Source organism: Bacillus sp. FSL M8-0277 (assembly GCF_037975305.1).
Classification (GTDB): Bacteria; Bacillota; Bacilli; order Bacillales; family Bacillaceae; genus Bacillus; species Bacillus pumilus.
Genome location: NZ_CP150255.1, coordinates 1,502,310 through 1,526,923, shown reverse-complemented (window position 1 = coordinate 1,526,923; position 24,614 = coordinate 1,502,310). Strand labels below are relative to the sequence as shown.

Sequence of the window (24,614 nt, the reverse complement as noted above, 5' to 3'; positions counted from 1 at the left end):
GAATGTTTACAGCATATCGCAATTGCTCTTTCTGGTAAACCTCACATAAAAAAAGCTGCTCCTTCTACGGAACAGCTTTTCTTCATAGCTACGAAATTTCAATTCGTACGCCTTCTTTTATATCAGGAAACGTGTGCGGGGATGCAAAGACAGCTCCCGGTAATACATCATCAAACGGCTCTTGGAAGTAGATCGAAATATGGCCGAGTTCTTTAAAGTTGTCATTTGCTTTATTGCCGAGGGCTGTGATCGTGTACGTTTGATCGCCCACTTGAATGGTACCGCCCAGTTTCAACGGCTCTTCTTCTAAATGTTCGAACTCATGAATGACGGACATATCTCTTAATTCCTGCGGCGCTGCGGGTCCAAATAAAACAATCAGCTTATCTTCTTTAAATTGCGGGACTAAGATCCCGATTTCTTTTACGACAGATTGTGTGACCATGTATATCGATTCCTCCTTTAATACGTTTAATACATACCGAAGCTGGCAGCGTATGCGATCACAACAGATAGAACCCCTGTAATGAGACGGCTATACAAAACAGCTGGTACTCCATATTGTACCGTTTCCGGCTTCGCTTCACCAAGTGACAGACCCACTGGAATGAAATCACACCCTACTTGACCGTTGATGGCAAATAGTGCAGGAAGTGCAAATTGAGGCGGGATATTTCCTAGTGCAATTTGACTACCAATGAGAACACCGATTACTTGTGCAATGACTGCACCAGGTCCTAAGACAGGTGATAGGAATGGCAATGTACAGACCACAACGAGCAGTAAGAGTCCCCATATAGATCCTGCCAATGGTGATAGAAAATGGGCAATCAAGTCACCAATTTTTGTATAATTGATAATTCCAATTAACATACTGACAAATGCCATGAATGGAATAATGTTTTTCAAAAGCATATCAACGGAATCACGGCCAGCCTGGTAGAACGTACCGGTAACTTTCCCAATTCCTCTTGAGAACCTCATCAGGAAATTACCTTTTTCCTGACGCTCGAGATTTTCCTCTTTCAGTTTTGAATAGGTTTCTTTGAAATTCTCCTTGTCAATCGGCTCACTGTTTTCCTGACCTTCTACTTTTTCCTCACCACTTGATGCATCCGCAAAGGAAATATCTTTTTCTGTGACGCCTGATACGAAGATATCCTCTGTAATATGTTTTGCAAGCGGTCCAGAAGGAGAGGATGCCAAAACGTCTACAGTTGGAATGCGCTTCATTGGATAAAGTCCGATTCGTGCGGTTCCTCCGCAGTCAATGACAACACACATCATTTCATCTTCTGGTATCGAGTTTTTAAAGCCGTCACATGCTTCTGTCCCTGTCATTTCTGCAATTTTACGTGCAACTGGGTGAATGCCTCCCCCTGTAATGGAAACAACCTTTCTTTTTTTACCGGTTGGTTCAAGCTCCAAGCCTTCTCCCCATCCGCCAGCACCTTTTGCAACAAATACTTTGTGGTTTGTCATGTCTAACCCTCCCCTATTGTGAATTCGCTTTCATTTTTCCTGCTAAGTACTTTGTAATCCATTCAGTAATAATACCGCGAAGTAAAATGACGACGATCCCGACTAAGAAGTACCGTACAGCAAGCTCTGACATTGAGTATCCTGCTTCTTTAATACCGTTCGCAATCCCTAAGTAGACAAACAGTTCTCCTGCGTTGGCATACGGAAACAGTGATGTCACCGGATGAACAAATGAAACAGCTGAATCATAGAATGCTGGTTTTTGTTTTTCGGGTAAGAAGCGGCCAAACGTATAAGCCATCGGGTTTGTCAAAATAAGAACGGATAAGATCGGCATTAACGTGTAGCGCAAAATGGTATATTTCGCAGCAAACTGAATCGCTCTATTCACTCGCTCTTCTCCAATAAACTTCATGACAGCATAAGTGAAAGTAAGTAACACAACAAGCGTTGGAACGATACCTGTAACAAGACCCATGAATTGCTTTCCGCCGGCTTCAAACATTCCGATAAAGTGCTCTCCAAACCATTGAATCCATTCCATGTTTCATCTCCCCTTTCTTTAGTTCACATTTGTTATATTTTTTTTCGAAATCGAGACAAGTGCCTGTTCAGCCGCCATGGAAAGTGCGTGCATGACAGCTGGCCCCTTTTTGCGTTTTTTCAACGTCTGCTTCATCATATGGTGCTCGTCTAACACAGCCCCTACATGCTTTCCTTCATATGAAGGGACTTCTTTAAATTTAGATAAGATCGACACACCGCCAAGCACATGGCATTTTTGAATGATATACGATTCATCTACAATGATGAGCGCAATGGCTCCAGGGCCAACTTTGCGCCGCTCCATTCCTGAAAATAAGTGATAGCCCTGCTTCCCTCTGTAATCATCAATAAATGAATCCATGCTCTTGCGGTAGTACTTGATTTGAATAAAAGATAACCCGTACTGCACAATGAGAATGATACAAAGTACGATCGCTAATTTTTCCACAGCTTCACGTCCTTATGATTGAAATAAATGATCTTGTAATGATCGCAGCTTCCAGACCGTTGTGTTTGAATCAAGCTCTACATCATCATGAGTCAGGAATTGTCCTAATTTGATGTCTTTTTTCGCTACGACTTTTCCGCTAATTAAACCAATTGGAATGTGGCCGTTCGTTTTCATGTCTTGATGTGTTTCAAGAACACCTCTTACAGAGTATCCGCCAATCCCGTCAAGTGATTCTCCAGCTTTAATATCTCTTTTTGCCACAGCGACTGTTTCTGATACTGGTACACCAATTGGGTGAATGGATGAATCATGCTGTAAGACCGCTTTTGCGATGGTAACAGGTGTTTCAAGACTCGCTAAGTGGAAAGGACGGTAAAGTGTGTAGTGTGGGCCTTTTCCAACTTTTAAGTAGCGCAGCTCTTCATCTACTGGCTCAAGGTCACTCTTCACGATGACAAATACACCTGGTGCAAGTCCATTTACATATTCAACGACTCCGAAGTTGTCGAGCACGCCGCCTTGCTGTTTTTGATTCAATTTATCTGCTACATTTTCTAAATTGGCTTCGACTCCGTGCATACCGACTTTATCTGGCAGAAGCCCAGTCGCGTTACTTAACAAGTTCATTTCCGCCATTGTTTTTGTTCCGTCCTGGAATGCAGCCAGCATATGTGAACTCATATGTTTACTATCTGCTTCTGCTTGACACGTATCTGGATTTGCTTCTGGGAAGAATGGGTTGTTCTTTCCTTTCCCTGCAACGAGTACCTCAAGACCCATTGTTTTCGCAAATTCATATAATTCTAGTGTTGCTGCTGGTTCGTCTCCAGCTGATCCTGAGTAAACAAGTCCTGCATTTGTGAATAACTTATGCATGACCAACCCGATGGTAATATCAACTTCTACATTTAAAAGAACGAGATGTTTTTTTGAATTAAGCGCTTCCAAAGAAATGTTTGCTCCGACCTCTGGGACACCTGTTGCATCTACGACAACTTCTACGGAATCTGATTGAATCACTTCTCTGTAATCATTTGTGACAACCATTTGATGCGGCTTTGCATGCTGCTTGTAAAAATTCGCTGCCTTCTCTGCTGCACTAAGGTGAATATCACAAACACCAGCAACAATCATGCCTGGAATTTTAGAAATTTGTGAAATGAGTCCAAAGCCCATTTGGCCTGCTCCAATAATCCCTACTTTGATTGGATCTCCACTGCGTTCTCGAGCTAACAATTGTTGATAGATTGACATCTAAATCATCCTTTCAGGTTTTCTTGCTTCTCAATAGATTGCTAGAAATATAATCTGAAACTTTTAACAAATGTTATAAAAATTAACAAAAATCTGTTTCTTGTAACATTTGTTATTTTGTTTATCATTTGTTATGAACTTAGTTTATATGATGTGTCAACTTTGTGTCAAGCTAAAATCGATAAAATTTTCAATCTTTTTGAGTCTAAAGACTCAAAAAAAAACTACCTAATGATATTAGGTAGTTACTTTAATAAGGCATCTCCAGTTCGTTCATCGGTAATTAATACATGAATTAATCCACCTGCTAATGCCGCCCGAATTGCTTCAATTTTTTCTTCGCCACCAGCGACACCTATGACAAGTGGAATTTCTTTTAGCTTTTGGGGGCTTATGCCCATCACCCGGTCGTTCCATGGGTGGGGATATACTTCCCCTTGATGATCAATAAAGTTATAGCAAATGTCACCTGCTACATCCTTTGCTTGAAGGATGTCCTCTTCACCGCTTGTCATATAAGATTTCACCATCGTTGAATGCTGCGGAACACCACCAATTCCGACAACCGCGATATTTGATGATTCTCCTAGTTCAATCACTTTTTTGATTGACGGCTGTCGGATCAGTACATCTTTCGCTTCTTTCGTATCAAGCATGACAGGTACATGTAAAAACTCACATTTAGATTTGAGCGCCTCTGTGCATCTCGCAATAATATAGTTGGCGTGGATATCGACATCTTCATTTCCCACACCTCCGACAAGCGGAACAAATGTCACGGATGGATAGTGCTGAACAGACGTAACCGCTTTCGCCATCTCATGCAGCGTTGTCCCAGAGGAAAACCCAATAACTTGTCCATCCTTCATCACTTTTAATAAAAAGCTTGCCGCCGCGGCACCGATTCGGCTTTTGGTTGTGTCTTTGCTGAGTGTTTCCACACAGACGACTTCTCGGAGCCCATATTTACGTTCTATTTTTCTTTCTAACGATCCATACTGTTGGTTGACTTCATCATGAATAATGATTTCCACGATTCCTGCTTCACGTGCTTTTGCCAAATATTTCGATATGAGCGAACGGCTAACCCCAACCGCTTCTGCAATGTTAGATTGAGTGGCGCCTTCTTCATAATACATATGCGCAACCTTAATGAGCAGCCTTCTTTCATCATGGAATGTCATAATAACCCTTCTTTCCGCTTAAATGTTCCCTAACAAATGCTATCTAAAATAACATTTGTTAAAAACAGATTAAATGAAAAAAATAACAGAGTCAATACTAGAGGAGTGTTCTCTCATAAGAATGAAAAAAGCCGCACATGAAGCGGCGGCTTTAAAAGATGTTTTTATTCATTTGTTTGATGGCTGCTTTTTCAAGCCTAGAGACTTGTGCCTGAGAAATCCCGATCTCTTCGGCAACTTCCATTTGCGTTTTGCCCTGGAAGAAGCGTTTGCGAAGAATCATTTTTTCCCTGTCGTTCAACCTACGCATGCCCTCTTTTAAGGCCAATTCTTCCACCCATTGTGTGTCTTTGTTCCGTTCATCACTAATTTGATCCATCACATAAATCGGATCTCCTCCGTCATTATAGATCGGTTCAAACAAAGATACAGGATCTTGAATTGCATCTAGGGCAAAGACAATTTCCTCATGAGGCACTTCCAGCACTTTGGCAATGTCTTCTGCTGTTGGCTCCTTGCTTGTCTCACTAATCAGCCTCTCACGGACCTGAAGTGCCTTATAGGCAATATCTCTTAGCGAGCGAGACACCCGAATCGGGTTGTTATCACGCAAGTATCGACGGATTTCTCCTATGATCATAGGAACCGCATAAGTTGAAAATCTGACATTGTGGCTTAAATCAAAATTATCAATTGATTTCATTAATCCGATACAGCCTACTTGGAAGAGATCGTCGACATATTCGCCTCTGTTGTTAAAACGCTGAATCACACTTAAAACCAACCGTAAATTGCCATTGACTAGCTTTTCTCTTGCTGTATCGTCACCCTCATCTTGCAGCTGTCTGAACAATTTTCTCATCTCGTCGTTTTTCAGAACAGGCAGCTTGGAGGTGTCGACTCCGCAGATTTCCACTTTATTTCTGGACACTTTTTTCCCTCCCTACAGGAGCTGTTGTACAAAGTTCAGTATCTCCTTGGGATGGAAAAATATGCACGAGCGATGACGAGAATCATGAAAAAAAAGGTTGTTTCCTTTGACAGTGCAGGGACAGAGCTTTTTTAAAAAAATTTTTAGACCATTTTATTAAATTCTTTTTTTAATCGTTTAATAATTCTTTTTTCAAGCCTCGAAATATAAGACTGTGAAATCCCAAGCATGTCAGCGACATCTTTTTGGGTTTTTTCCTCACCACCAATTAAGCCAAATCTTAGTTCCATGATCTGCTTTTCGCGGTCATTTAATTGCTCGAGCGCTTTTTTCAGCAATTTTTTATCCACATTTGCTTCAATATCGCGTGTGATAATATCATCATCTGTTCCAAGTACGTCTGATAAAAGCAGTTCATTTCCGTCCCAATCAATGTTGAGCGGCTCATCAAACGAAACTTCTGACCGGATTTTATTATTTCGACGTAAGTACATCAAAATCTCATTTTCAATACATCTCGAAGCATATGTTGCAAGCTTGATCTTTTTTTCTGGGTTAAATGTATTGACTGCTTTGATCAGACCAATGGTTCCGATACTGATTAAATCCTCAATATTAATACCTGTGTTTTCAAATTTTCTTGCGATGTAAACGACTAAACGCAAATTTCTTTCGATTAGAATCGCTCTTGCGGTTTGATCACCCTTTGGTAATTTGACAAGCAGCTCCTGCTCTTCATCCTTTGATAATGGAGGCGGGAGCGCTTCACTTCCACCAATATAATAAATTTCATCACTCTTTAGACCTAGCTTCATGAGGAGTTTATACCAGTAGTAAGTGAGTTTAAATTTTAATTTTTTCATCTTCTTCTCCCTTCTAAATGTCAAGTTGACCTCGTAAGATAAAAGACATCACCAAAAACTACGACACCCCCTGGATGATTTTCCCGTCTAACATATCTGGATGAATGATGGATTGAAATTCCTGATCTGCCGATAAACCGCTGAGACTCAACCCAACAAAACACTTAGCTGGCTGAATCATATGCGTCTTTGAATAAATGAAGACTGTATCTGGTTTTAGGCATAGTAGAAAGCCGTGATCATGACCGACCGCTCGATATGGAACAAGTCTTAATCGATCAAGAAGAGGAAATTGATCATCGATCTTTTGCATGACTTCAACAGGATGAGACTGTTTCATGAGCTCTATAAATGGCTCTCCGCAAATGGCCGTTAGCTGGTCGGCCTGGACGATCATGACAGGTGTTTTTGTCATAGGATCATACAGCTGGTTGCCAGAATCGACGAGTCCCTTTAAACGGATGGTCTCTCCATGAATGTGTATTTCCACAAGCACTTGTTCATCAACCTGTCTTTTTTTCGTACCCACCTCGCCTAATCTTTTCTTTGAAAACAGCCAAATCGCTGGAAACCCAGTTAAAACAAAAAGCCAGCTAATCGGATCACCAAAGCCATCATTTTGTGAAATCAGCAGGCCATCTTGAATCACTGTATTGGTTTGCAAAAATGAATGAACCCCAATCATGCCTCCTCCCATCAAAAATGTTACAAAGTAAAAAGCAAACAGATTTTGAAAAAAGGAACGAAATCTTTGAAAACCAAAGGTTGCAAGAACGATGAAGATAGAAAAAAGTAGTTTGCCTAAAGGGTGTGACACAACCATTGCAAATGGTGTAAAGAGCAAGAGAACAATGCTCGATCCAATGAGAGCTCCTAACATATATCGCCTTTTTTTTACTTGTCGTTTGAGAATAAATGCAGTGAGTAAGAGAAGCAATAGATCAAAACAAAAGTTTAACAGCCAAATCACATCTAAATAAATGACCACCTTCTGCTCCTTTCATCTGAAACAAAGAATCAAAAGCAGTACTTGCACTTGTTTGTACCAGTATAAAACAGTCATGAGATGGAAGTCTGTCAATTCTTGTTGGGGATGATAGAGAACTTTTGGTGGATTGTTATTGTTTTTGTCGAGGAATGAGAGAGAATATTCTTCTGGACAAGCCTTCAAACAATTGTTGAAAGAAAAAAGACACGCTCCAAGAAGTCGTGTCTTTTGTTTAAGTTACTTTTCATTGATGTTTAATGTACCTGAAGCTTTTTGTCTTGTGACATTTCCATAATCATCTCGCACAATTACTTCAATGACCGCACCTTTTGCTTTAGCGGTAGAAGTAGCAGTCCAGTAGCCTTCATACGTTCCGCTCGATACTTCGCGAAGCGGCAGCTCTGTAGTATTTTGAAGCTTTGATCTCGCGTTTGTCAGCGGCATGTGAATGACAAACGTTGCGTCTAGCTTTTCTCTGCTGTGAAATGAAATTTTAACAGACTCCCCTGATGCCAGATGGACATTCTCTGCTGGAGTCAGCTTAGAAATCTCAGGTGCCTCGTATTGAACATCGATATTGATTTTTTTAGTTGTTTTGTTTCCTGCTGCATCTTTCGCTGTGACTTTGATCATATTTTTCCCGTTCTCAAGCAGTATTCTTACGGAATACTTCCCTTCTTTTATGGTTGCCTTTTTTCCATTTACGGTGACTTGATCAAGATGATCATCTGTCACCTTTCCTTCTACAGTGAGCGATTCTTTATTCGTCTTTTCCCCTTTTTTCGGTGTATCGATAGTGAGCGCTGGCGCTGTTTGATCAATGATTACCTTTACTGGTGTAGATCGTTTTGTTGCACCTTTATCCGTAACAGTTGCAGCCGTGAATACATGCTCTCCACTTGAAACTGTGACCTTTTCTTTGAAGGCGCCTGACTGATCTGCTTTCACTTTGGCAATCTCTTCGTCGTTTTGATAGATCGCTACATCAAGCCCAGGAGAGGCTTTGCCTTCAATCTCCAGTTCATCTTTGTTCGTAATGACGCCTGCCTTTGGAGATGTAATCTCTGGCACATCTGCTTCATAGTCAACAAGCGCACGAATCATATAATTTCCCTCTTCTTTTGGAGAAGGAGAAAATGCACCGCTTGTCAGCTGCCAGCTTCTTTCAGCATTTGGTCCATCTTCATCAGTTGCAAGCCCTGGAGATTCCGTATTCTTTTTCGTTTGAATATAGACAAGATAGAAATCTCCATCCACCGTAATGGCTTGATCTTCTAAATCTACTTTTGTCCATTCCCCATTACGCAGCGCTTTTGCTTTTAGAGGTCCTGCCATTTTCTCCCCTGGAGCTCCGTTCTTCCCAGAAGCGTCATACACTTCAACTGCAAATTCATTCCCTCCAGGAGCTGGCCACTCTGATGACCAGAAACGGAAAAGCCCTCCTGTGAGTTGCGCTTGTTTCTTCCCCTTTTCTAATGAAAACTTCACAGCCCAGCCATTGCCAGGATCATAGAAGGCTCTCGCATTTTCAGCTGTTCCATCATCGTAGCCAATTTCCCCAGCAAAGCCGATGAATGGCTCTAGCTGAATGTTTTTTCCAACTGGCTTTTCTGTCACATCTGCTGTAAAAGAATATCCTTTAAATCCTTTGGCAAATACTTTGACGGTATAGACACCGCTCAATGCCTCTAGAGAAAATTCGCCAGATTCATTTGTTTTCACCGGCTTAATTTTCGCATCCTCTACAAGATAAACCGTGGCATCCTTTATCTTTTCACCCGTTGTTTCGTTGGCAATTGTGCCAGATATCGTTCGTTTCTTTAGTGGCTGTAAGGCGAAATTCGCCTCTGCCGTTTTATTTGAAGAAATATGGACGGTTTGTGTGCGTGATTCAAATCCGTAAGCTTCCGCTTTCACTGTGAATTTTCCTGCACTGTGAGAAAGCTGATATCTCCCTGTCGCTTCATCTGTGTACGTTGACTTGCCGCTTTCAAGAACACTAATTTCCGCTTTCATTGGAAGAGCTTTGATGGACGGACCAGCTAGATTTTTTTCCTTTTTCAATTCTTTTATGTTCGCAGGCTTCTTATGTGGGTGTACCGCCTTATCTTTTTGAGTCAAGGCTTGATCTGTTATTTTCATATCATCTAAATGAACATCTTCGTTTGTCACCTGTCCTTCAATCATGCCAATTCCATCTGTTAATACCGTAATCGCCTCTCTTGCATCAACTAAACCTGCCCCATAGCCATTGTTTGGGGATTCCGGGAATTGCTGATCAGTTAACGGCTTCGCTGTATCAATCAGAATTTGTTCAATCTCTTCAACAGAAAGATCTGACTGTACTTGGCGAAGAAGAGCCACAACAGCTGAAACATGCGGACCAGCCATCGACGTCCCATTCCAGCCATCCTCATACCCTTTCCCAGGAATGGATGAACGAATGTTTACCCCTGGGGCGGCAATGTCTGGTTTCATGCCACCATATGGAGACGGACCTTGCAGCGAGAAAGACCCCAATTTGTTATCTTGATCCGTAGCACCCGTTGCAAAGACCTCTTGATAGTTCGCAGGATTCGCAATGGATCCTTCACCACCAGGGTTGAATAAATCGGTATTGCCAGCTGAAAACTCTGGGAAGATGTCCGCCGCTCTCCAAGCATTGACGACATCTTTATACCAATCATCAATACCAGGCCCACCGCCCCAAGAGTTATTGACGACATCAGGTGCCTTTTCTGGATGCGGGTTGCCGGCCTCATCTTTTGGTGCTAAAATCCATTCACCTGCGTCAAGCAGATCAGCATCTGTCCCACCATCTTCTGAGAAAGCTTTCACCGCAATCCATTTTGCGCCCGGTGCGACACCGATTTGATTCTTTCCATCTGGCTCAGAGCCAACCATCGTTCCCGTTACATGTGTACCATGCTCTAAATCATCATATGGCGCTTCAGATCCTGTCGTAGCATCGTACCAATTGAATTCATGAGTTGGTTCATTCGGATGTGCTGGATCAAATCCGCGGTATTTTTCCTTTAAAGCAGGATGATCCCATTCCACTCCTGTATCAATACTTGCCACAACTGTACCAGTACCGTCATAACCTAAAGCCCACGCTTCTGGAGCATGAACTTGAGAAATGTTCCACTCGACTCCATCTACTGCTTTCATTTGTTTTTTCTGCTTCGTCTTCAAATCAACCGGCCGGTGAATTTGACGGGTTTCATTTGGCAACACTTGATCTACTTCTGGGAAGGCAGCCACCTTTTCCATGACTTCTTTCGTTCCCGTCACCGCTAAACCATTCACAATATAGTACGAATGAATCTCCTTCACTTGCTTTTTCTTTTGTTCCTTTTGTAAATACGTAAGGAGCGCTTCCTGCGTCTTTTCAGACGTTGCTCTTAATTCGGATACGACAGCTGATCTTTTTGTGTATTGCGTTTTAGCCGCTGTTAATTTCTGTTTTTTGGCTTTGATCACCGCTTCCTTCGCCACATTTTGCGTATTTGTTTGCTCTTTCATTTTGATTAAAAAAGTCACCTGATCATCCTGCTGAAACTGCTTCATTAATCTAGATGAGATCTTTGCTTTTGTAGTCTTAGAGGAGACAGCTTCCTCCTGATATGAGGTAGAAGTCGATGTTGCTTGAACCGTCCCAAAGCTTGTCATCGTTAAAGTACCAATCACCAAAAGACTCATCAAACGATAGCCGGCGGTCTTGCGAAACTTCAATTTCAATCAAATCCCTCCTCCTCAAATGGCCAAACAGAGTATAGGTCCCACTCCTTTCCTTCTGTTGTTCATGACAAGATTCATGGTGTTCTATTTAATGTAGTCAAATAAAGTTCATCATTTTGTCGTTTTTTGTAAGAGGGAGTAAAAATGATTCTTTTTTCTTAAACACCATAAGTCAAATTACATATGGAAATTGAAGTAGCTTTCACGTATTTATGACTTTTTGATTAGAAACCCTTATAAGTTGAGACATAAAAAAACCCCTTCCAATGGAAGGGGTTAAGCTATACTCGATTAGCGTTTATTGCGGTTGCGTAAGAACGTTGGAATGTCTAGCGTATCATCACTTGATTGTGTATTTTGTCTTGGCTGAGATGATGGCTGTTGATGTTCTTCACGTTTTACTTCACGTTTTTGAGGAATGGATTGATTTTGCTTTAATCCTTGTCCTAATGGGTTTCTTTGTGATTTTGTCACTTCTGGTTCTTGCTCAATAAATCCAGTAGCGATCACAGTCACCACAATTTCATCCTTCAAGTTATCATTGATGACAGACCCGAAAATCATGTTTACATCTTCGTCAGATGCAGAAGCCACAATATCCGCCGCTTCTTGCACTTCATAAAGACTTAGGTTCGTTCCACCCGTAATGTTCATGATGACACCTTGAGCACCATCGATTGCTGTTTCTAGAAGTGGTGAGGAAATGGCTTTCTTCGCGGCTTCCGCAGCACGGTTTTCACCTGTTGCGACACCAATACCCATAAGAGCTGAACCTTTATTGGACATGATGGTTTTCACGTCAGCAAAGTCAAGGTTAATCAGACCTGGTGTTGCAATTAAATCTGAAATCCCTTGAACACCTTGTCTAAGCACGTTATCTGCCGCGCGGAATGCTTCCAGCATTGGCGTGTTTTTATCAACAATTTCCAGCAAGCGATCGTTTGGAATCACGATTAATGTGTCAACGGCTTCTTTCATAGAAGCAATTCCTTCAACTGCTTGAAGCTGACGCTTTCTTCCTTCAAATGTGAAAGGACGAGTCACAACTCCAACTGTCAATGCACCAGAATCTTTTGCGATTTTTGCAATGACAGGTGCAGCACCCGTACCAGTTCCACCGCCCATACCAGCTGTAACGAAGACCATGTCTGCGCCTTTTAATACTTCTTCAATCTGCTCTTTGCTTTCCTCAGCAGCTTTTTTACCGACTTCAGGATTCGCACCTGCTCCAAGCCCTCTTGTCAGCTTAGCACCGATTTGCATTTTAGTTTCTGCTTTTGATAGATTTAACGCCTGTGCATCAGTATTGACTGCAATAAAATCGACACCTTGTACGTCATTTTCAATCATTCGGTTGACAGCGTTATTCCCGCCGCCACCTACTCCGATTACTTTAATTGATGCTAGGCCGTCTATATTTGTTTCAAACTCCAACATGCTGAATCCTCCTAATCCGTCGAAAATCTAATTCTATTCCCAGAACATATTAAATAGTTTTTTCATTTTGCCCGGTTTTTTATTTGTCTCTTGTTGTGCTTGTTGTTTTACTTTCGGTCTTGGCTGCGCTTCTTTCACTTGTGGTGCAGAAGAAACCGGCTCCATGGATGCGCCTACTTCATGAAACGCCTCATCTGGCATTTGGAATCCAACTTGTCTGCCCTGAATCTTTGCATTGCGATAAGCAAAGTGGATCAGACCCACTCCTGTCATATATTGAGGCTCTCTCACCCCGATATAATTCGGACTTGCAATCCTGACATTGTTTTGCAAGACTGTTTGTGCAAGAGAAAGGATACCTGGAATGGCTGCCTGTCCACCTGTTAGAACGAATCCACCAGGCAAATCATGGACACCCATATTTCTTAATTCCTCTGCCACAAAGAGCAGGATTTCTTCCAGCCGCGCTTCAATAATGTTAGCCGCATCAATTTGTGTATACGTTTGTTTTTGATCAGTACCGATCACAGAAACTTCAAATGTCTCCTCAGTCGATGCCTCATCATAAAACGCATGCCCAAATTGTTTTTTGATTCGTTCAGCTTCTTCAGTGGAAGTTCTAAGTCCTATAGACAAATCTTTTGTTATGTTCTCTCCGCCCAAAGGGATACTGTGAGTAGAATAGAGATGCCCGTTTTCAAATACGGAAATCGTTGTAGATCCGCCGCCAATATCGACAAGAGCTACCCCAAGATTTTTTTCATCTTTCGATAATGCTGCCGAGCCCGATGCGAGTGGCTGCAAGCATATATCCAGTATTTCAATTCCAGCTCTTTCTACACATCGGAGCCAGTTATGTAGAATCGTTTTAGAACCTGTAATTAACGATCCTTCCACCTCTAGCCGAACACCAAGCATTTTTTTCGGATCTGTGATCTCATCTCTTCCGTCGACGATAAATTGTCTCGGAATCACGTCTACGACGAGATGTTCTTGAGGAATAGATACTACTTGTGCAGCATCTAAGACACGTCTCACATCTTCAGCATGTATTTCTTTGTTTTCACTAGATACTGCGACTACGCCGCTCGTATTCTGAATATGAATGTGGTTTCCGTTAATTCCGACAATCGCCTTTTGTAAAGGAAAACCTACCATTCTCTCAGCCTGTTCAAATGCTTGTCTAATAGAATGAACTGTCTCATCTATATCAACAATCGATCCTTTTTTTAACCCCTCTGAAGGGACATTTCCAACACCTATAATGTTAAGCGAATCATCCGCCATTTCTCCGACGATGACTTTTATATTGGATGTACCGATGTCAAGGCTGACGTAAATTTCATTGTTGTTCATTCTATGGCACCTCCTCACATATCAATACTTTCTATTCTATTATTTGCTGAACAACAATACAATGAATGTGTTTTTACAAGTGTGTAACAAAACTTAAAAAATCAACATTTTTTATTAGGATTACTGAAAATATTCGTTACATCATATGTATATCCTTTTTTATGACTCACTTTTTTTCTTTTTTTCTCTAGAAATTGTCCATTTTGTTAGGAGAATTCTTCTAATAACTGCTATATTTTGAAACAATCTAACGCCGAATGCAAACATTCCGACTAAGTATAAGTCTACACCAAGATGGACGCCCAGAAAAGCTAAACTTATTGCCAGTATAATATTAAAGAAGAAGCCTGATACAAACACTAGTTCATCGTATGCCCCTTGCAGATGTGCCCGGATTCCACCAATCAATGTATCAAGCGCAGCAAGTACAGCGAGGGAAAGATAATTAGAATACTCATTCGGTATCGTAAAATTAGTTAAGAAACCGATCGCAACTCCTATGATTAAGCCAAGTACAGGAAGCCACATTAAGATTTTCCCTCCTTTACATCGTCAAGAGGCTTCAATTCGTTTACTTGAATTGCACCGTCATATGCTTTTAAGTGGATTTTTTTCTTCGGCTGGCTCATACTCAAGCTGAAGTTTTCCTGAGCAAACAAATCACCAATATCTGATACATTTAAACGGCTGTATAATTTGTCGGCTTGCTCACTAATCATTTTAATGGTGACTTCATCACTATCTAAGCTGTAGCCATCCATTTTTGTCGTGCCATTAATATCTCGAATCACACTTGTATTAATGACACGGCGATCATTGATGGAAATATGTTTTGCCCCAAACATATTGGCTTCATTCATTAACTTTTTCAGAAGATCAGGTGGGATATTTTTCACTTCTTCTCCGGTAAGGTCCTTGGAAAAAAGCTGAGATATTTCAATTTCAATCCCCTCCCCTTCCACTTCTGTAAAACCAGCCTTTTCTTTTAAATCCTTTAATGTTTTTGTTAATTGTGCTTCTTTTGATCGGTCTCCTTGAAGACCATATTTTTTTAGCATCTCGTCGTATTTATCAATTTCTTTGAGCAAATCCAATTCCTTACTTTTAGATGCAGATAAATCCTCTCTCAGTTCCCACACATCACGAGTATCACGAACTTTGGGCTTTTGTAAGGAATTAAATTGGATGGAGACCATGATGCCAAATATGATCATTAAAGCTGTTAAACTAAGTAAAGGCTTCTTTTTCCTCAACACCACTCACCTTTTCACTTTTAATCTTTGTTTCTTAAAAGAGGGTTCATACGAATATCCGTTTTCTCGATCGTCATTGAAATGTGATCACTTGTCAGCTGATCGACCACTCCCCCTGCAATATTTAAAGCAGGTATTAACACAGCTGGATCACCAATAGCAGATATGACAAATGGTGCTGGATGCTGAACACCATCTACTGTGACAACTGGACCGTTACAATGTATGTATGATTGGTGTGTGATTCTTTGCCCATTAATAGATACAGCAGAAGCCCCTGATATAAATAGTTCGTTTATCACATGAAAAATGTGGCTCTCATGCACAATGTAATTATTAACATTTTGTCCACTCGGGATATAAGATGCATCTTCAAGAGACACTTTTACCCCTTTTCCTTTTACACCGATCTCTCCTGTAAACATTCTATATTTCTCAACATCTTCCAGCACATTAAAATATTGCTCTTTTTCATTTTTCAAATTGGACTCCGTTGCTTGTACCTTTGATTGAAGACTATATAATTCTTTTTCGAGTTTCTGATTCGCCTTTTCTTGCGTTGTGAGCTGACTTTTCAGAGAGTATTCTTTTTTCCATTGCTCTGTTCGAATGACATCTGCCTGATGCTGCTTTGTATATTGGTATGAAAAAGAAATCAGAAAACCAAGAACAAGCATGACAATCGAGAATATAACTGTTTTGCCTCTCAACGCTCATCTTCCTTTTTCTTAGATTTAAACGCTTCGAAATACGTAGCGACTTCCATATGGATTGTGCCTTTTTCAGATGATGAAAGTTCTTTTACAATGGCTGGATAGGTTTTGATTTTATCACCGAATGTTTTAATTGAAGCAATCACAGTGTTTCCGTCATTCATATAAAATTTAACTAGCCACTTGTTTGAATTGGTCGGCACATAATATATTTCTGAGATGAGTTCCTGAATAGAGGCTGGCAGTTGATTTAAAGATTTAACAGTTTGCTTTAGCTTCTCCTTATTGTCCCAATCGACAAAAATAGGTCCTGCATGACTCGGTGTCACTTCTTCTGGTAAAGCGGTCCCATTTTCAAGAAGCTCATAATATAGATTTCCCTTTTGAAGATACGCAATATTTGCATATTCTTTGACAGCAATACTCACTTTATTTGGGAAATGCTTTTTGATACTGACACTTTTAATCAATTTATTTTGTTTCAAATGATCTGCTGTTAAATCTTTATTTAAATTCCAAAACTCTGTTTCGCCTTCTTTAATTTGTGAAAGTTTAACAAGCTGTTTTGTTGAGACATGCTCGTTACCTGTGATGGTTAAAGAAGAAATTTTGCTGATAGGTGTCTGCAAATAAATAATAATTAAAACCATGATAAAAAACAGTAGTATAAAAGAGATCAGTCTCCGATTCGCTTTTTGCTTCCTTTGTTCTTTAATTTTAGGAATTCGCTCTTCTATATTGACGATCTTTTCATTTTCATGATCAGGCCGCATATATACTCTTCACCTCATTCAAAGCTGCTTGTCCACACCTTTGGGTCATCATTTTGATGAGAAAACAAACGGCATTCTTTCATGCCGTTTGTTTTCCTCAGATGCCATCATTCATAAAAACTAGCTGTTAATTTTCTTCACCGATAATTTCTACTTCTGTATGCATCTCTACGTTGTAGTCTTCTTTAATTTTCTTTTGGATGAACTGAATTAAGTCCAGCACGTCTTGAGCAGTTGCTCCACCAGCGTTGACAATAAAGTTGCCGTGCATATCAGAAATTCTAGCTCCGCCGATTTGGTATCCTTTTAAATTCGCTTTTTCTACAAGCTGTCCTGCATATTCAGGCAGCGGATTTCGAAAAATACTGCCAGCACATGGCCGGTTATAAGGCTGAGTTTCTTTACGATAATCTTTATTTTGCTGCATCTTCTTTGTGATTTTTTCGCGGTCATCCTGCTTGAGCTTAAACACAGCTTCTAGAACAATGCCAGGTCGTTCCTTTTGTAGGACTGACGTTCGATAGCTAAAATTCATTTGTTCATTTGTGAGCCACTCGATGCTTCCATCTTCAAATAAGATTCTGGCTTTCACAAGAATCTTACTGATATCAGATCCATGTGCACCTGCGTTCATATAAACAGCGCCTCCAATAGATCCCGGAATACCAGCTGCGAATTCCAGTCCTGAAAGCCCCTGTTTACTAAGTGATGTCGCGAGCCTTACGACAGAGTAGCCGCCGCCTACTGTAATTTCTTCATCATTTACAGTTAGGTGATCCAGTCCAGCACCTAACTTTAGGACAACTCCTCGAATTCCCTTATCAAGGACAAGTAAATTAGATCCTCTTCCAATGACCGTCCAATTCGTATGGTGTTTTTTCACATGATCCATGATCGTTTTCACTGCATCGATATCTTTTGGGATGATCAAAAGATCTGCTGGTCCGCCTATTTTCATTGTTGTATGATTTGCAAGCGGCTCATTTTCAAGTACTTTACCAACTTGCGCTTCTAATAATTCATTCTTCAAGTTCTCCATATTACCCTCCGCCTTACCTAATATCATTCCATCATGTAGTCGTAATTTCTTTTAACACATTATATAATCGTGTAGCCGCATCTGGTACTCCGAGTTCTTTCGTTAAACGGCTCATTTGGTTGAGTTTTTCTTCATTACCAGCAATTTCATCAATGGCATGCAGCAAACGATCCCCTGAAAGCTCTGATTCTCTTAAAACAATCGCAGCATCATGTTTTTCAAGTGATCTTGCATTGATTTCCTGATGATTTGCCGTCACGTATGGGCTCGGAATAAAAATGGTTGGGATTCCAAGAGCCGTTACTTCAGCAATTGTTGTAGCTCCTGCTCTTGCAACAATCACATCGATCGATTTCAGGTACTCTGGCATTTGATGCAAGAAAGGTTTGGTAATCATATTAGGTGCTGCACCTTTTTCCTTTAGTTCATTCAACACTTTTTCATAATGAACCTCACCTGTGATATATAAAAGCTGGTAGTTTTTAGCCTTTAAATCATCTTGCATTTCGATCACTGCTCTATTGATAGGAGCAGCACCTCGACTCCCGCCGAAAATAAGAACCGTTTTTTTCTTTTCATCGAGCCCGAATTCTTTAAGAGATTTCCCCTCTTTTATAGAGACGACTTCAGAGGCTCTAGGGTTTCCCGTAAATACAACCTTTTCAGAAGGAAAATGTGCCTTTGCCTCATCAAAGCATATGGCTACCCTATTAACATATCTCGCTAGGAACTTATTTGTAATACCAGGCAGGCTGTTTTGTTCGTGTATAATGGTCGGGATCTTCAGCTTAGAAGCCGCATAAACAACAGGCCCACACACATAACCGCCTGTTCCAATAACCGCATCAGGCTTGAATTCTTTTAAGTAAGATTTGCTTTTTTGAACGCCTTTTAAAAATCTCATCACCGTTTTGACGTTATCAAAGGAAAGCTTTCGTTTAAAACCTGAAATTTCTATTGCCTTGAAAGGGATATTTTCTCTTTCTACAATTTTCTTTTCAAGTCCATTTTCAGTACCGATATATAAAAATTCCACATCAGGATGCAGTCTTTTCACTTCTTTAATAAAGGCTAAGGCCGGATAAATATGTCCGCCTGTTCCGCCTCCACTGATTACTATACGCATTATACCATTTCCCCTCAATTTTTTTCTGCTCTGAACAAAGTATAAACCCTGTTTTAAACAACAGGGCTCCATTAAAACCTGTAAAGAAGAGTCAAAATAAACGTTTTCGAAACAAAAACTGTCATTTTCACTCTTCAAATCATTTTTTTATACTTTTGCAAAATAAACGTCAACATGGTTTCATTAGCTTCAGCACGCTAATATCTTGCGTACCTGCTGACATTCAAAAGTACGCCAATCGCCATCAGCATTAATGTCAATGATGAGCCGCCATAACTAAGGAATGGGAGCGTGATACCTGTCACAGGAATAAGTCCAGTGACAACTGCGATGTTAATCATTACTTGAATGGCAACCATTGAAATAATACCAACTGCTAGGAAACTCCCATATAAGTCTGGGGCTCCAAGTGCTATTCGTATGCCTCTCCATAATAGAACACTAAAGAGGAGTAAAATGAGTGATCCCCCTATAAAGCCAAGCTCTTCAGACAATATCGCAAAGATGAAGTCCGTTTGGGGCTCAGGTAAATAGAAGAATTTTTGTCTACTTTGACCAAGTCCCATTCCGAACAGACCACCTGGACCAACAGCGTATAAGGACTGAATAATTTGAAACCCACTGCCTAGTGGATCTTCCCAAGGATTTAAATAAGATGTAATTCGTTTTATTCGGTAGGGTGCTGATAAGACAAGTGCAGCAAACCCGCTGAGCCCTATAAGACCGAGAAATATAAAGTGAGCAATTCTCGCACCTGAAACAAATATCATAATAATACAGGTTCCAACCATCACCGTTCCTGTTCCCAGATCCGGTTGAAGCATGATGATGGCAAATGCAGAAAATACAATGCCTAAAGCTGGGGCAAAACCTTTTCGAAAGGATGTGATATTTTTTTGCTTTTCAGATAAGAATTTTGCAAGAAACGCAATCATCGCAAGCTTCATAAATTCAGAGGGCTGAATACTAAACGCTCCGACACCGATCCAGCTTCTTGATCCATTTCTCTCCATACCGATACCAGGAATAAGTACAAGCAGCAAAAGGAGAAAACAAACAGCAATCAATATCTTTGACCAAGTCCGCCACGTCCAATAATCGACTCGCATAATGAAAAACATTGCGATAACTCCGATTCCGGCAAACAAAAGCTGTCTTTTTGCAAAATAAAACGAATCATCAAATTTATACGATGCCCACACTGCACTAGCGCTGTACACCATAATTAAACCAATCGTCAATAAAAGTAACGTAATGACAACAAGCAAAAAATCCGGAGAAGTTTTCTTATTCGTCAAGAGACCGACACCCCAAGCATAATTTCATTTGGGCTGTCAGTCATATGAGAGACAAGCCCTTATTTAAGCATATGCACGGCGTTTACAAACATGTCTCCACGTTCTTCAAATGTTTTATGTTGATCCCAGCTTGCACAAGCCGGAGATAATAAAATCACGTCTTCTTCTTCAGATATGTTAAACGCCGCAGGTACTGCTTGTTCAACATTATCGACATGTTTTACGTGATGTATTCCAAGCTCTTCACCAAGCTTCACAAACTTAGGTGCAGTCTCACCAAATGTGATAATTCCTTTGACATGTTTCATAAAAGGTTTCAACTCATCAAATTCATTGCCTCGATCAAGTCCACCTGCTAATAAAATAGTCGGTTGTTCGAAGGCTGACAATGCTTTACTTGTTGCCAAAATATTAGTTGCTTTACTATCGTTATAAAATTTACGACTCTGAATTGTATCTACAAATTGAAGACGATGCTTCACTCCACCAAATGTCGTGAGAACATGAACGATTGCTTCATTTGAGCAGCCTGCATTTTTTACAACACAAATAGCTGCCAGAATGTTTTCTTGATTATGCTCACCAGGAAGGACAACATCCTTTACATCAATAATATGTTCATTCATGTAGTAAATTGCACCATGTTGAATAAACGCACCATGTTCTACTGGCTCTTTCACTGAGAAAAACACTTTTTTTGCTTTTGAACCTTCTGCTAGTTTTACAACGGAAGGATCATCTAGGTTAATTACAGCGATGTCATCTTCCTGTTGATGTGCGAATACTTTCTGCTTTGCTTTTTCATATTCATCACGAGTGTGGTGATAATCTAAATGTGCATCAAAAATATTTAATATTAAGCTGATTTTAGGTCTAAATTCAACTGTTCCCATTAACTGAAAAGAAGAGAGTTCTGTTACGATCCACTCATCGCCAGCTGCATTTGCAGCGACTTCACTGGCAACTGTTCCAATATTACCCGCCACTAATGTTTTTTTGCTGTCTTGTTTCAGCATTTCATAAATCAATGTCGTGGTAGTGGTTTTTCCATTCGATCCAGTAATCCCAATAAAAGGAGATGAGGTTAAATGATATGCTAATTCTATTTCCGTCCAAACTGGAATTTGGCGACGAAGTGCTTCTTGAACCATCACATTTTCATATGGAATGCCTGGATTTTTAATTAAAATTGTAATGTCTTTATCTTCGAATATACGAAGAGGATGACTGCCACAAATGACATCAATCCCCTTTTCAGAAAGTAGCTGAGCAGGTTCATTTTCTTCAAACGGTTTTTGATCATTTACCGTCACATTTACTCCATGTTCATGAAGAATTGAAGCTGCCGCATATCCGCTTTTAGCAAGACCTAATACTAGTACATGTTCGTTTTTTAACATTTGCATCTTATTCAATTATAACCACACCTCGATGTAAATTCCTAAAACAGCAAGTAATAAACCAGCTGTCCAGAAGGTGACAACTACTCTCCACTCTGACCAGCCAACTAACTCATAGTGGTGATGAAGCGGACTCATCTTAAAGATTCTTTTGCCGGTTGTTTTAAAGGAGATGACTTGAAGAATAACGGATAACGTCTCAACAACAAATACTCCACCAATAATGACAAGTAAAATTTCAAGCTTCGTTAAAATCGCAATTGCTACAATGGCTCCGCCTAATGCTAGAGAACCTGTATCACCCATAAATACTTTTGCAGGATGTGCGTTAAACACAAGGAAGCCAAGAACGGCTCCTGCAACAGCTACTGAAAAGATCGCTACATCATACTGGGATTGATTCCAAGCCAGTATAGCAAATGCTCCGAAAGCAATAGCAGCGGTTCCAGATAAGAGGCCATCCAGTCCATCTGTTAAGTTTACGGCATTAGAACCTCCGACAAGCATGAAAACAACAAGGATAAAGTAAGCCCATCCTAAATCAAAGCTGACGTCTGTTCCTGGAATGCGAATCGTCGTTGCAAACTGATAATAATGGAAAACTGCATAAAAGATCACAGCGATCACAATTTGACCGATTAATTTCTGTTTCGATGTTAATCCAAGATTTCGTTTCATCGCTACTTTAATATAATCATCTAAAAATCCTAATAGGCCGTAACCAAGTGTGACAAATAACAGTAAAAACATTTCTGGACTAATCTCAGAAAATTTGTTGATCATCACAATTGTTGTAATAGTGATAGAAAAGATAATCATGATGCCGCCCATTGTCGGCGTCCCAGATTTCTTTTGGTGGGACTGCGGGCCCTCTTCTCTAATACTTTGACCAAATTTTAGTCTTCTTAAAAACGGTATAAAAATCGGGGATAAAAGAACACTGATTAAAAATCCCATTATGATTGTAAACAATATCACCTGTTCAAGCATCGTTCTTTACTCCTTCCGAATTTCCAAAGCCGTTTTCCATCAGAAAATTGCATTCATTATTATGGTATTCATTCGCGTTCTTCGTATGTTGTTTTTGTACAAAATGCTTCATTTCATTACACTCTTTTCATCATTTTAAGATTTGTTTAGATCTAAAATAGCGTCAATAGCAACCTTTGCATCATCAAAGTCATAGACTTGATCGTCAATAATTTGATAGGTCTCATGGCCTTTACCGGCTATTAAGACTGTATCGCCTTTTTTCGCATTGGCAATGGCAAAGAAGATCGCTTGTTTCCGATTCACAAAGCTATGATAATATGCGTCTGGTACCCCGTTTTCCATATCTTTTAAAATGGCTGAAGGATCTTCGCTTCTTGGGTTGTCTGATGTAAATACAGGTTCATCTGCATATTTCACAGCGATTTGAGCCATTTGAGGACGCTTTGTTTTATCACGGTCGCCGCCGCAGCCAATCACGCAGAAAATTTTGCCCTCTGTTAATTCTTTACATGTTGTGAGGACATTTTCTAAACTATCAGGTGTATGTGCGTAATCGACGATGACAGGGAAGTCTTGATCGCAGTTTACAAGTTCAAATCTGCCCTTGACTCCTTCCAGCTCTTCAATCGCACTCACGATCGTCTCAAATGTTAAGCCAGATACGATCCCAACTGATACAGCTGCGAGGATATTATACACATTGAACTTTCCGACGAGGGCAACCGTCACTTTCTTGGTGCCGATTGGAGTGACCAAATCAAATTGAGTTCCCTTCGGCATGATTTGAATATTTTTTGCCATGACATCTGCTTTTCGCTCTAGGGCATACGTCATGACTTCAGCAGCTGTGACTTTTTCAAAATAACTCGAAGCCTCATCATCTGCATTTAAAATCGCATGCTTCGGTTTATTGTGATGAAAGGCACTTCCGAGCTGAGAAAACAGCAAGCTTTTCGCATGTTTATATTCTTCCATTGTGTTGTGGTAGTCAAGATGGTCCTGCGTAAGATTTGTGAAAACAGCAATATCATAATCACATCCATGCACCCTGCCAAGATGGAGGGCATGTGATGATACTTCCATGATGGCTGTGTCTACATCTTGATCAAGCATCTGTTTAAACGTTTTTTGAAGTGTGACACTTTCAGGTGTGGTGTTTTTCACGTCGAGAATGTCATCATTCACCTTCATATACATCGTACCGATTAAGCCTGTTTTCTTCTCGGCTTTTCTCATCATTTGTTCGATCATGTGTGTTGTTGAGGTTTTTCCGTTTGTGCCTGTGATCCCGATGAGATTCAGCTTATGAGTGGGCTGTTCATAAAACGCATCAGCTATTCTTGCAAGTGCTCTTTGAGAGTGTTTCACAATAATGACTGGTACCTCTGTTATGTTAAGAGGGTGTTCTGCTACAATGGCAGCAGCCCCGCTTTTCACCGCTTTTTCAGCATAATCGTGTCCATCTACTGTATAACCTTTTATACAGACAAAAAGGCTTCCCTTTTTCACCTCTCTTGAATCCATTTCAATGGAAGTGATATCAGGATTTTCGTTTATCAATTCGTTGTTTTCACTTTTAAAGTATGTAAGCAGTTCTTGTAATTTCATTTTCATATCAAACCTCTCAAATTCGTTCACGTGCATGTCTTGTGAAAAAAACACACAGTCTATATTTTATCGTAAAAAAAAGGATACATCCAGCGTATTCCTTAAGTTTCTGTTGGAAAAAACACACTTTGGACTCTTTTTTTCAAACTGGCCTTCTCTTTCAACAAAAAGAGGCAGC

General features: G+C 40.3%; 22 protein-coding genes. All 22 read right to left on the bottom strand.

Features of this window, described 5'->3' with window-relative positions; genetic code table 11:
• Nucleotides 1–88: 88 nt before the first annotated feature.
• The 22 genes from MKZ05_RS07550 to MKZ05_RS07445 all read right to left on the bottom strand — a co-directional run bounded on the left by MKZ05_RS07550 (nt 89) and on the right by MKZ05_RS07445 (nt 24,436).
• Nucleotides 89–445, bottom strand: a complete 357-nt coding sequence (locus MKZ05_RS07550) for a PTS glucitol/sorbitol transporter subunit IIA (protein ID WP_007499733.1) — start codon at nt 443–445, stop codon at nt 89–91.
• A 26-nt stretch (nt 446–471) separates the two neighbouring features.
• Nucleotides 472–1,482, bottom strand: coding sequence for a PTS glucitol/sorbitol transporter subunit IIB (locus MKZ05_RS07545; protein ID WP_050945092.1), 1,011 nt, complete (start codon nt 1,480–1,482; stop codon nt 472–474).
• Nucleotides 1,483–1,495: 13 nt separating this feature from the next.
• The gene (locus MKZ05_RS07540) at nt 1,496–2,026 is read right to left on the bottom strand and encodes a PTS glucitol/sorbitol transporter subunit IIC (RefSeq protein WP_003210918.1); all 531 of its coding nucleotides are present in this window, start codon (nt 2,024–2,026) and stop codon (nt 1,496–1,498) included.
• A gap of 18 nt (nt 2,027–2,044) precedes the next feature.
• Nucleotides 2,045–2,476, bottom strand: a complete 432-nt coding sequence (locus MKZ05_RS07535; RefSeq protein WP_339162050.1) for a transcriptional regulator GutM — start codon at nt 2,474–2,476, stop codon at nt 2,045–2,047.
• 12 nt (nt 2,477–2,488) lie between these two features.
• Entirely contained in the window at nt 2,489–3,733 is a 1,245-nt protein-coding gene (locus MKZ05_RS07530) for an SAF domain-containing protein (protein ID WP_003212501.1), read from the bottom strand.
• 245 nt (nt 3,734–3,978) lie between these two features.
• Complete coding sequence (locus MKZ05_RS07525) at nt 3,979–4,917, bottom strand: sugar-binding transcriptional regulator (RefSeq protein WP_050945093.1); 939 nt, start codon at nt 4,915–4,917, stop codon at nt 3,979–3,981.
• Nucleotides 4,918–5,068: 151 nt separating this feature from the next.
• Nucleotides 5,069–5,848: an RNA polymerase sporulation sigma factor SigG gene (gene sigG / locus MKZ05_RS07520; RefSeq protein WP_003211879.1), complete on the bottom strand. Its 780-nt coding sequence runs from the start codon at nt 5,846–5,848 to the stop codon at nt 5,069–5,071.
• A gap of 143 nt (nt 5,849–5,991) precedes the next feature.
• Nucleotides 5,992–6,711 carry an RNA polymerase sporulation sigma factor SigE gene (gene sigE, locus MKZ05_RS07515; protein ID WP_339162048.1) on the bottom strand — a complete coding sequence of 240 codons (720 nt, stop codon included), beginning with the start codon at nt 6,709–6,711 and terminating at the stop codon, nt 5,992–5,994.
• 58 nt (nt 6,712–6,769) lie between these two features.
• The gene (gene spoIIGA / locus MKZ05_RS07510) at nt 6,770–7,699 is read right to left on the bottom strand and encodes a sigma-E processing peptidase SpoIIGA (RefSeq protein ID WP_251191301.1); all 930 of its coding nucleotides are present in this window, start codon (nt 7,697–7,699) and stop codon (nt 6,770–6,772) included.
• Between the two features lie 237 nt (nt 7,700–7,936).
• A complete protein-coding gene (locus MKZ05_RS07505; RefSeq protein WP_339162045.1) occupies nt 7,937–11,440 on the bottom strand; it encodes a S8 family serine peptidase in 3,504 nt (1,167 codons plus the stop codon).
• A gap of 291 nt (nt 11,441–11,731) precedes the next feature.
• On the bottom strand, nt 11,732–12,877 hold the full coding sequence (ftsZ, locus tag MKZ05_RS07500; protein ID WP_003211613.1) for a cell division protein FtsZ: 1,146 nt from the start codon (nt 12,875–12,877) through the stop codon (nt 11,732–11,734).
• Between the two features lie 33 nt (nt 12,878–12,910).
• Nucleotides 12,911–14,233: a cell division protein FtsA gene (ftsA, locus tag MKZ05_RS07495; protein ID WP_050945096.1), complete on the bottom strand. Its 1,323-nt coding sequence runs from the start codon at nt 14,231–14,233 to the stop codon at nt 12,911–12,913.
• Between the two features lie 159 nt (nt 14,234–14,392).
• Nucleotides 14,393–14,761, bottom strand: coding sequence for a small basic family protein (locus MKZ05_RS07490; protein WP_003210988.1), 369 nt, complete (start codon nt 14,759–14,761; stop codon nt 14,393–14,395).
• Nucleotides 14,761–15,486, bottom strand: a complete 726-nt coding sequence (locus tag MKZ05_RS07485) for a DUF881 domain-containing protein (RefSeq protein ID WP_106029729.1) — start codon at nt 15,484–15,486, stop codon at nt 14,761–14,763. Before MKZ05_RS07485 ends, MKZ05_RS07490 begins: the two co-directional genes overlap by 1 nt.
• A 20-nt stretch (nt 15,487–15,506) precedes the next feature.
• Nucleotides 15,507–16,196 (bottom strand): DUF881 domain-containing protein, encoded by a 690-nt coding sequence (locus MKZ05_RS07480; protein WP_003211621.1) that lies wholly within the window; start codon nt 16,194–16,196, stop codon nt 15,507–15,509.
• Nucleotides 16,193–16,972, bottom strand: a complete 780-nt coding sequence (locus tag MKZ05_RS07475) for a cell division protein FtsQ/DivIB (protein WP_339162041.1) — start codon at nt 16,970–16,972, stop codon at nt 16,193–16,195. The genes MKZ05_RS07480 and MKZ05_RS07475 overlap by 4 nt, the downstream gene beginning before the upstream one ends.
• Before the next feature lie 127 nt (nt 16,973–17,099).
• Nucleotides 17,100–18,011: a UDP-N-acetylmuramate dehydrogenase gene (gene murB, locus MKZ05_RS07470; RefSeq protein WP_003212095.1), complete on the bottom strand. Its 912-nt coding sequence runs from the start codon at nt 18,009–18,011 to the stop codon at nt 17,100–17,102.
• Between the two features lie 31 nt (nt 18,012–18,042).
• A complete protein-coding gene (murG, locus tag MKZ05_RS07465; protein ID WP_003212323.1) occupies nt 18,043–19,137 on the bottom strand; it encodes an undecaprenyldiphospho-muramoylpentapeptide beta-N-acetylglucosaminyltransferase in 1,095 nt (364 codons plus the stop codon).
• Nucleotides 19,138–19,334: 197 nt separating this feature from the next.
• A complete protein-coding gene (spoVE, locus tag MKZ05_RS07460; protein ID WP_003212197.1) occupies nt 19,335–20,435 on the bottom strand; it encodes a stage V sporulation protein E in 1,101 nt (366 codons plus the stop codon).
• 59 nt (nt 20,436–20,494) lie between these two features.
• Nucleotides 20,495–21,850, bottom strand: a complete 1,356-nt coding sequence (murD, locus tag MKZ05_RS07455) for a UDP-N-acetylmuramoyl-L-alanine--D-glutamate ligase (RefSeq protein ID WP_251191303.1) — start codon at nt 21,848–21,850, stop codon at nt 20,495–20,497.
• A complete protein-coding gene (mraY, locus tag MKZ05_RS07450; protein WP_003211854.1) occupies nt 21,851–22,825 on the bottom strand; it encodes a phospho-N-acetylmuramoyl-pentapeptide-transferase in 975 nt (324 codons plus the stop codon).
• Nucleotides 22,826–22,960: 135 nt separating this feature from the next.
• On the bottom strand, nt 22,961–24,436 hold the full coding sequence (locus tag MKZ05_RS07445) for a UDP-N-acetylmuramoyl-L-alanyl-D-glutamate--2,6-diaminopimelate ligase (protein ID WP_050945101.1): 1,476 nt from the start codon (nt 24,434–24,436) through the stop codon (nt 22,961–22,963).
• Between the last annotated feature and the right edge of the window lie 178 nt (nt 24,437–24,614).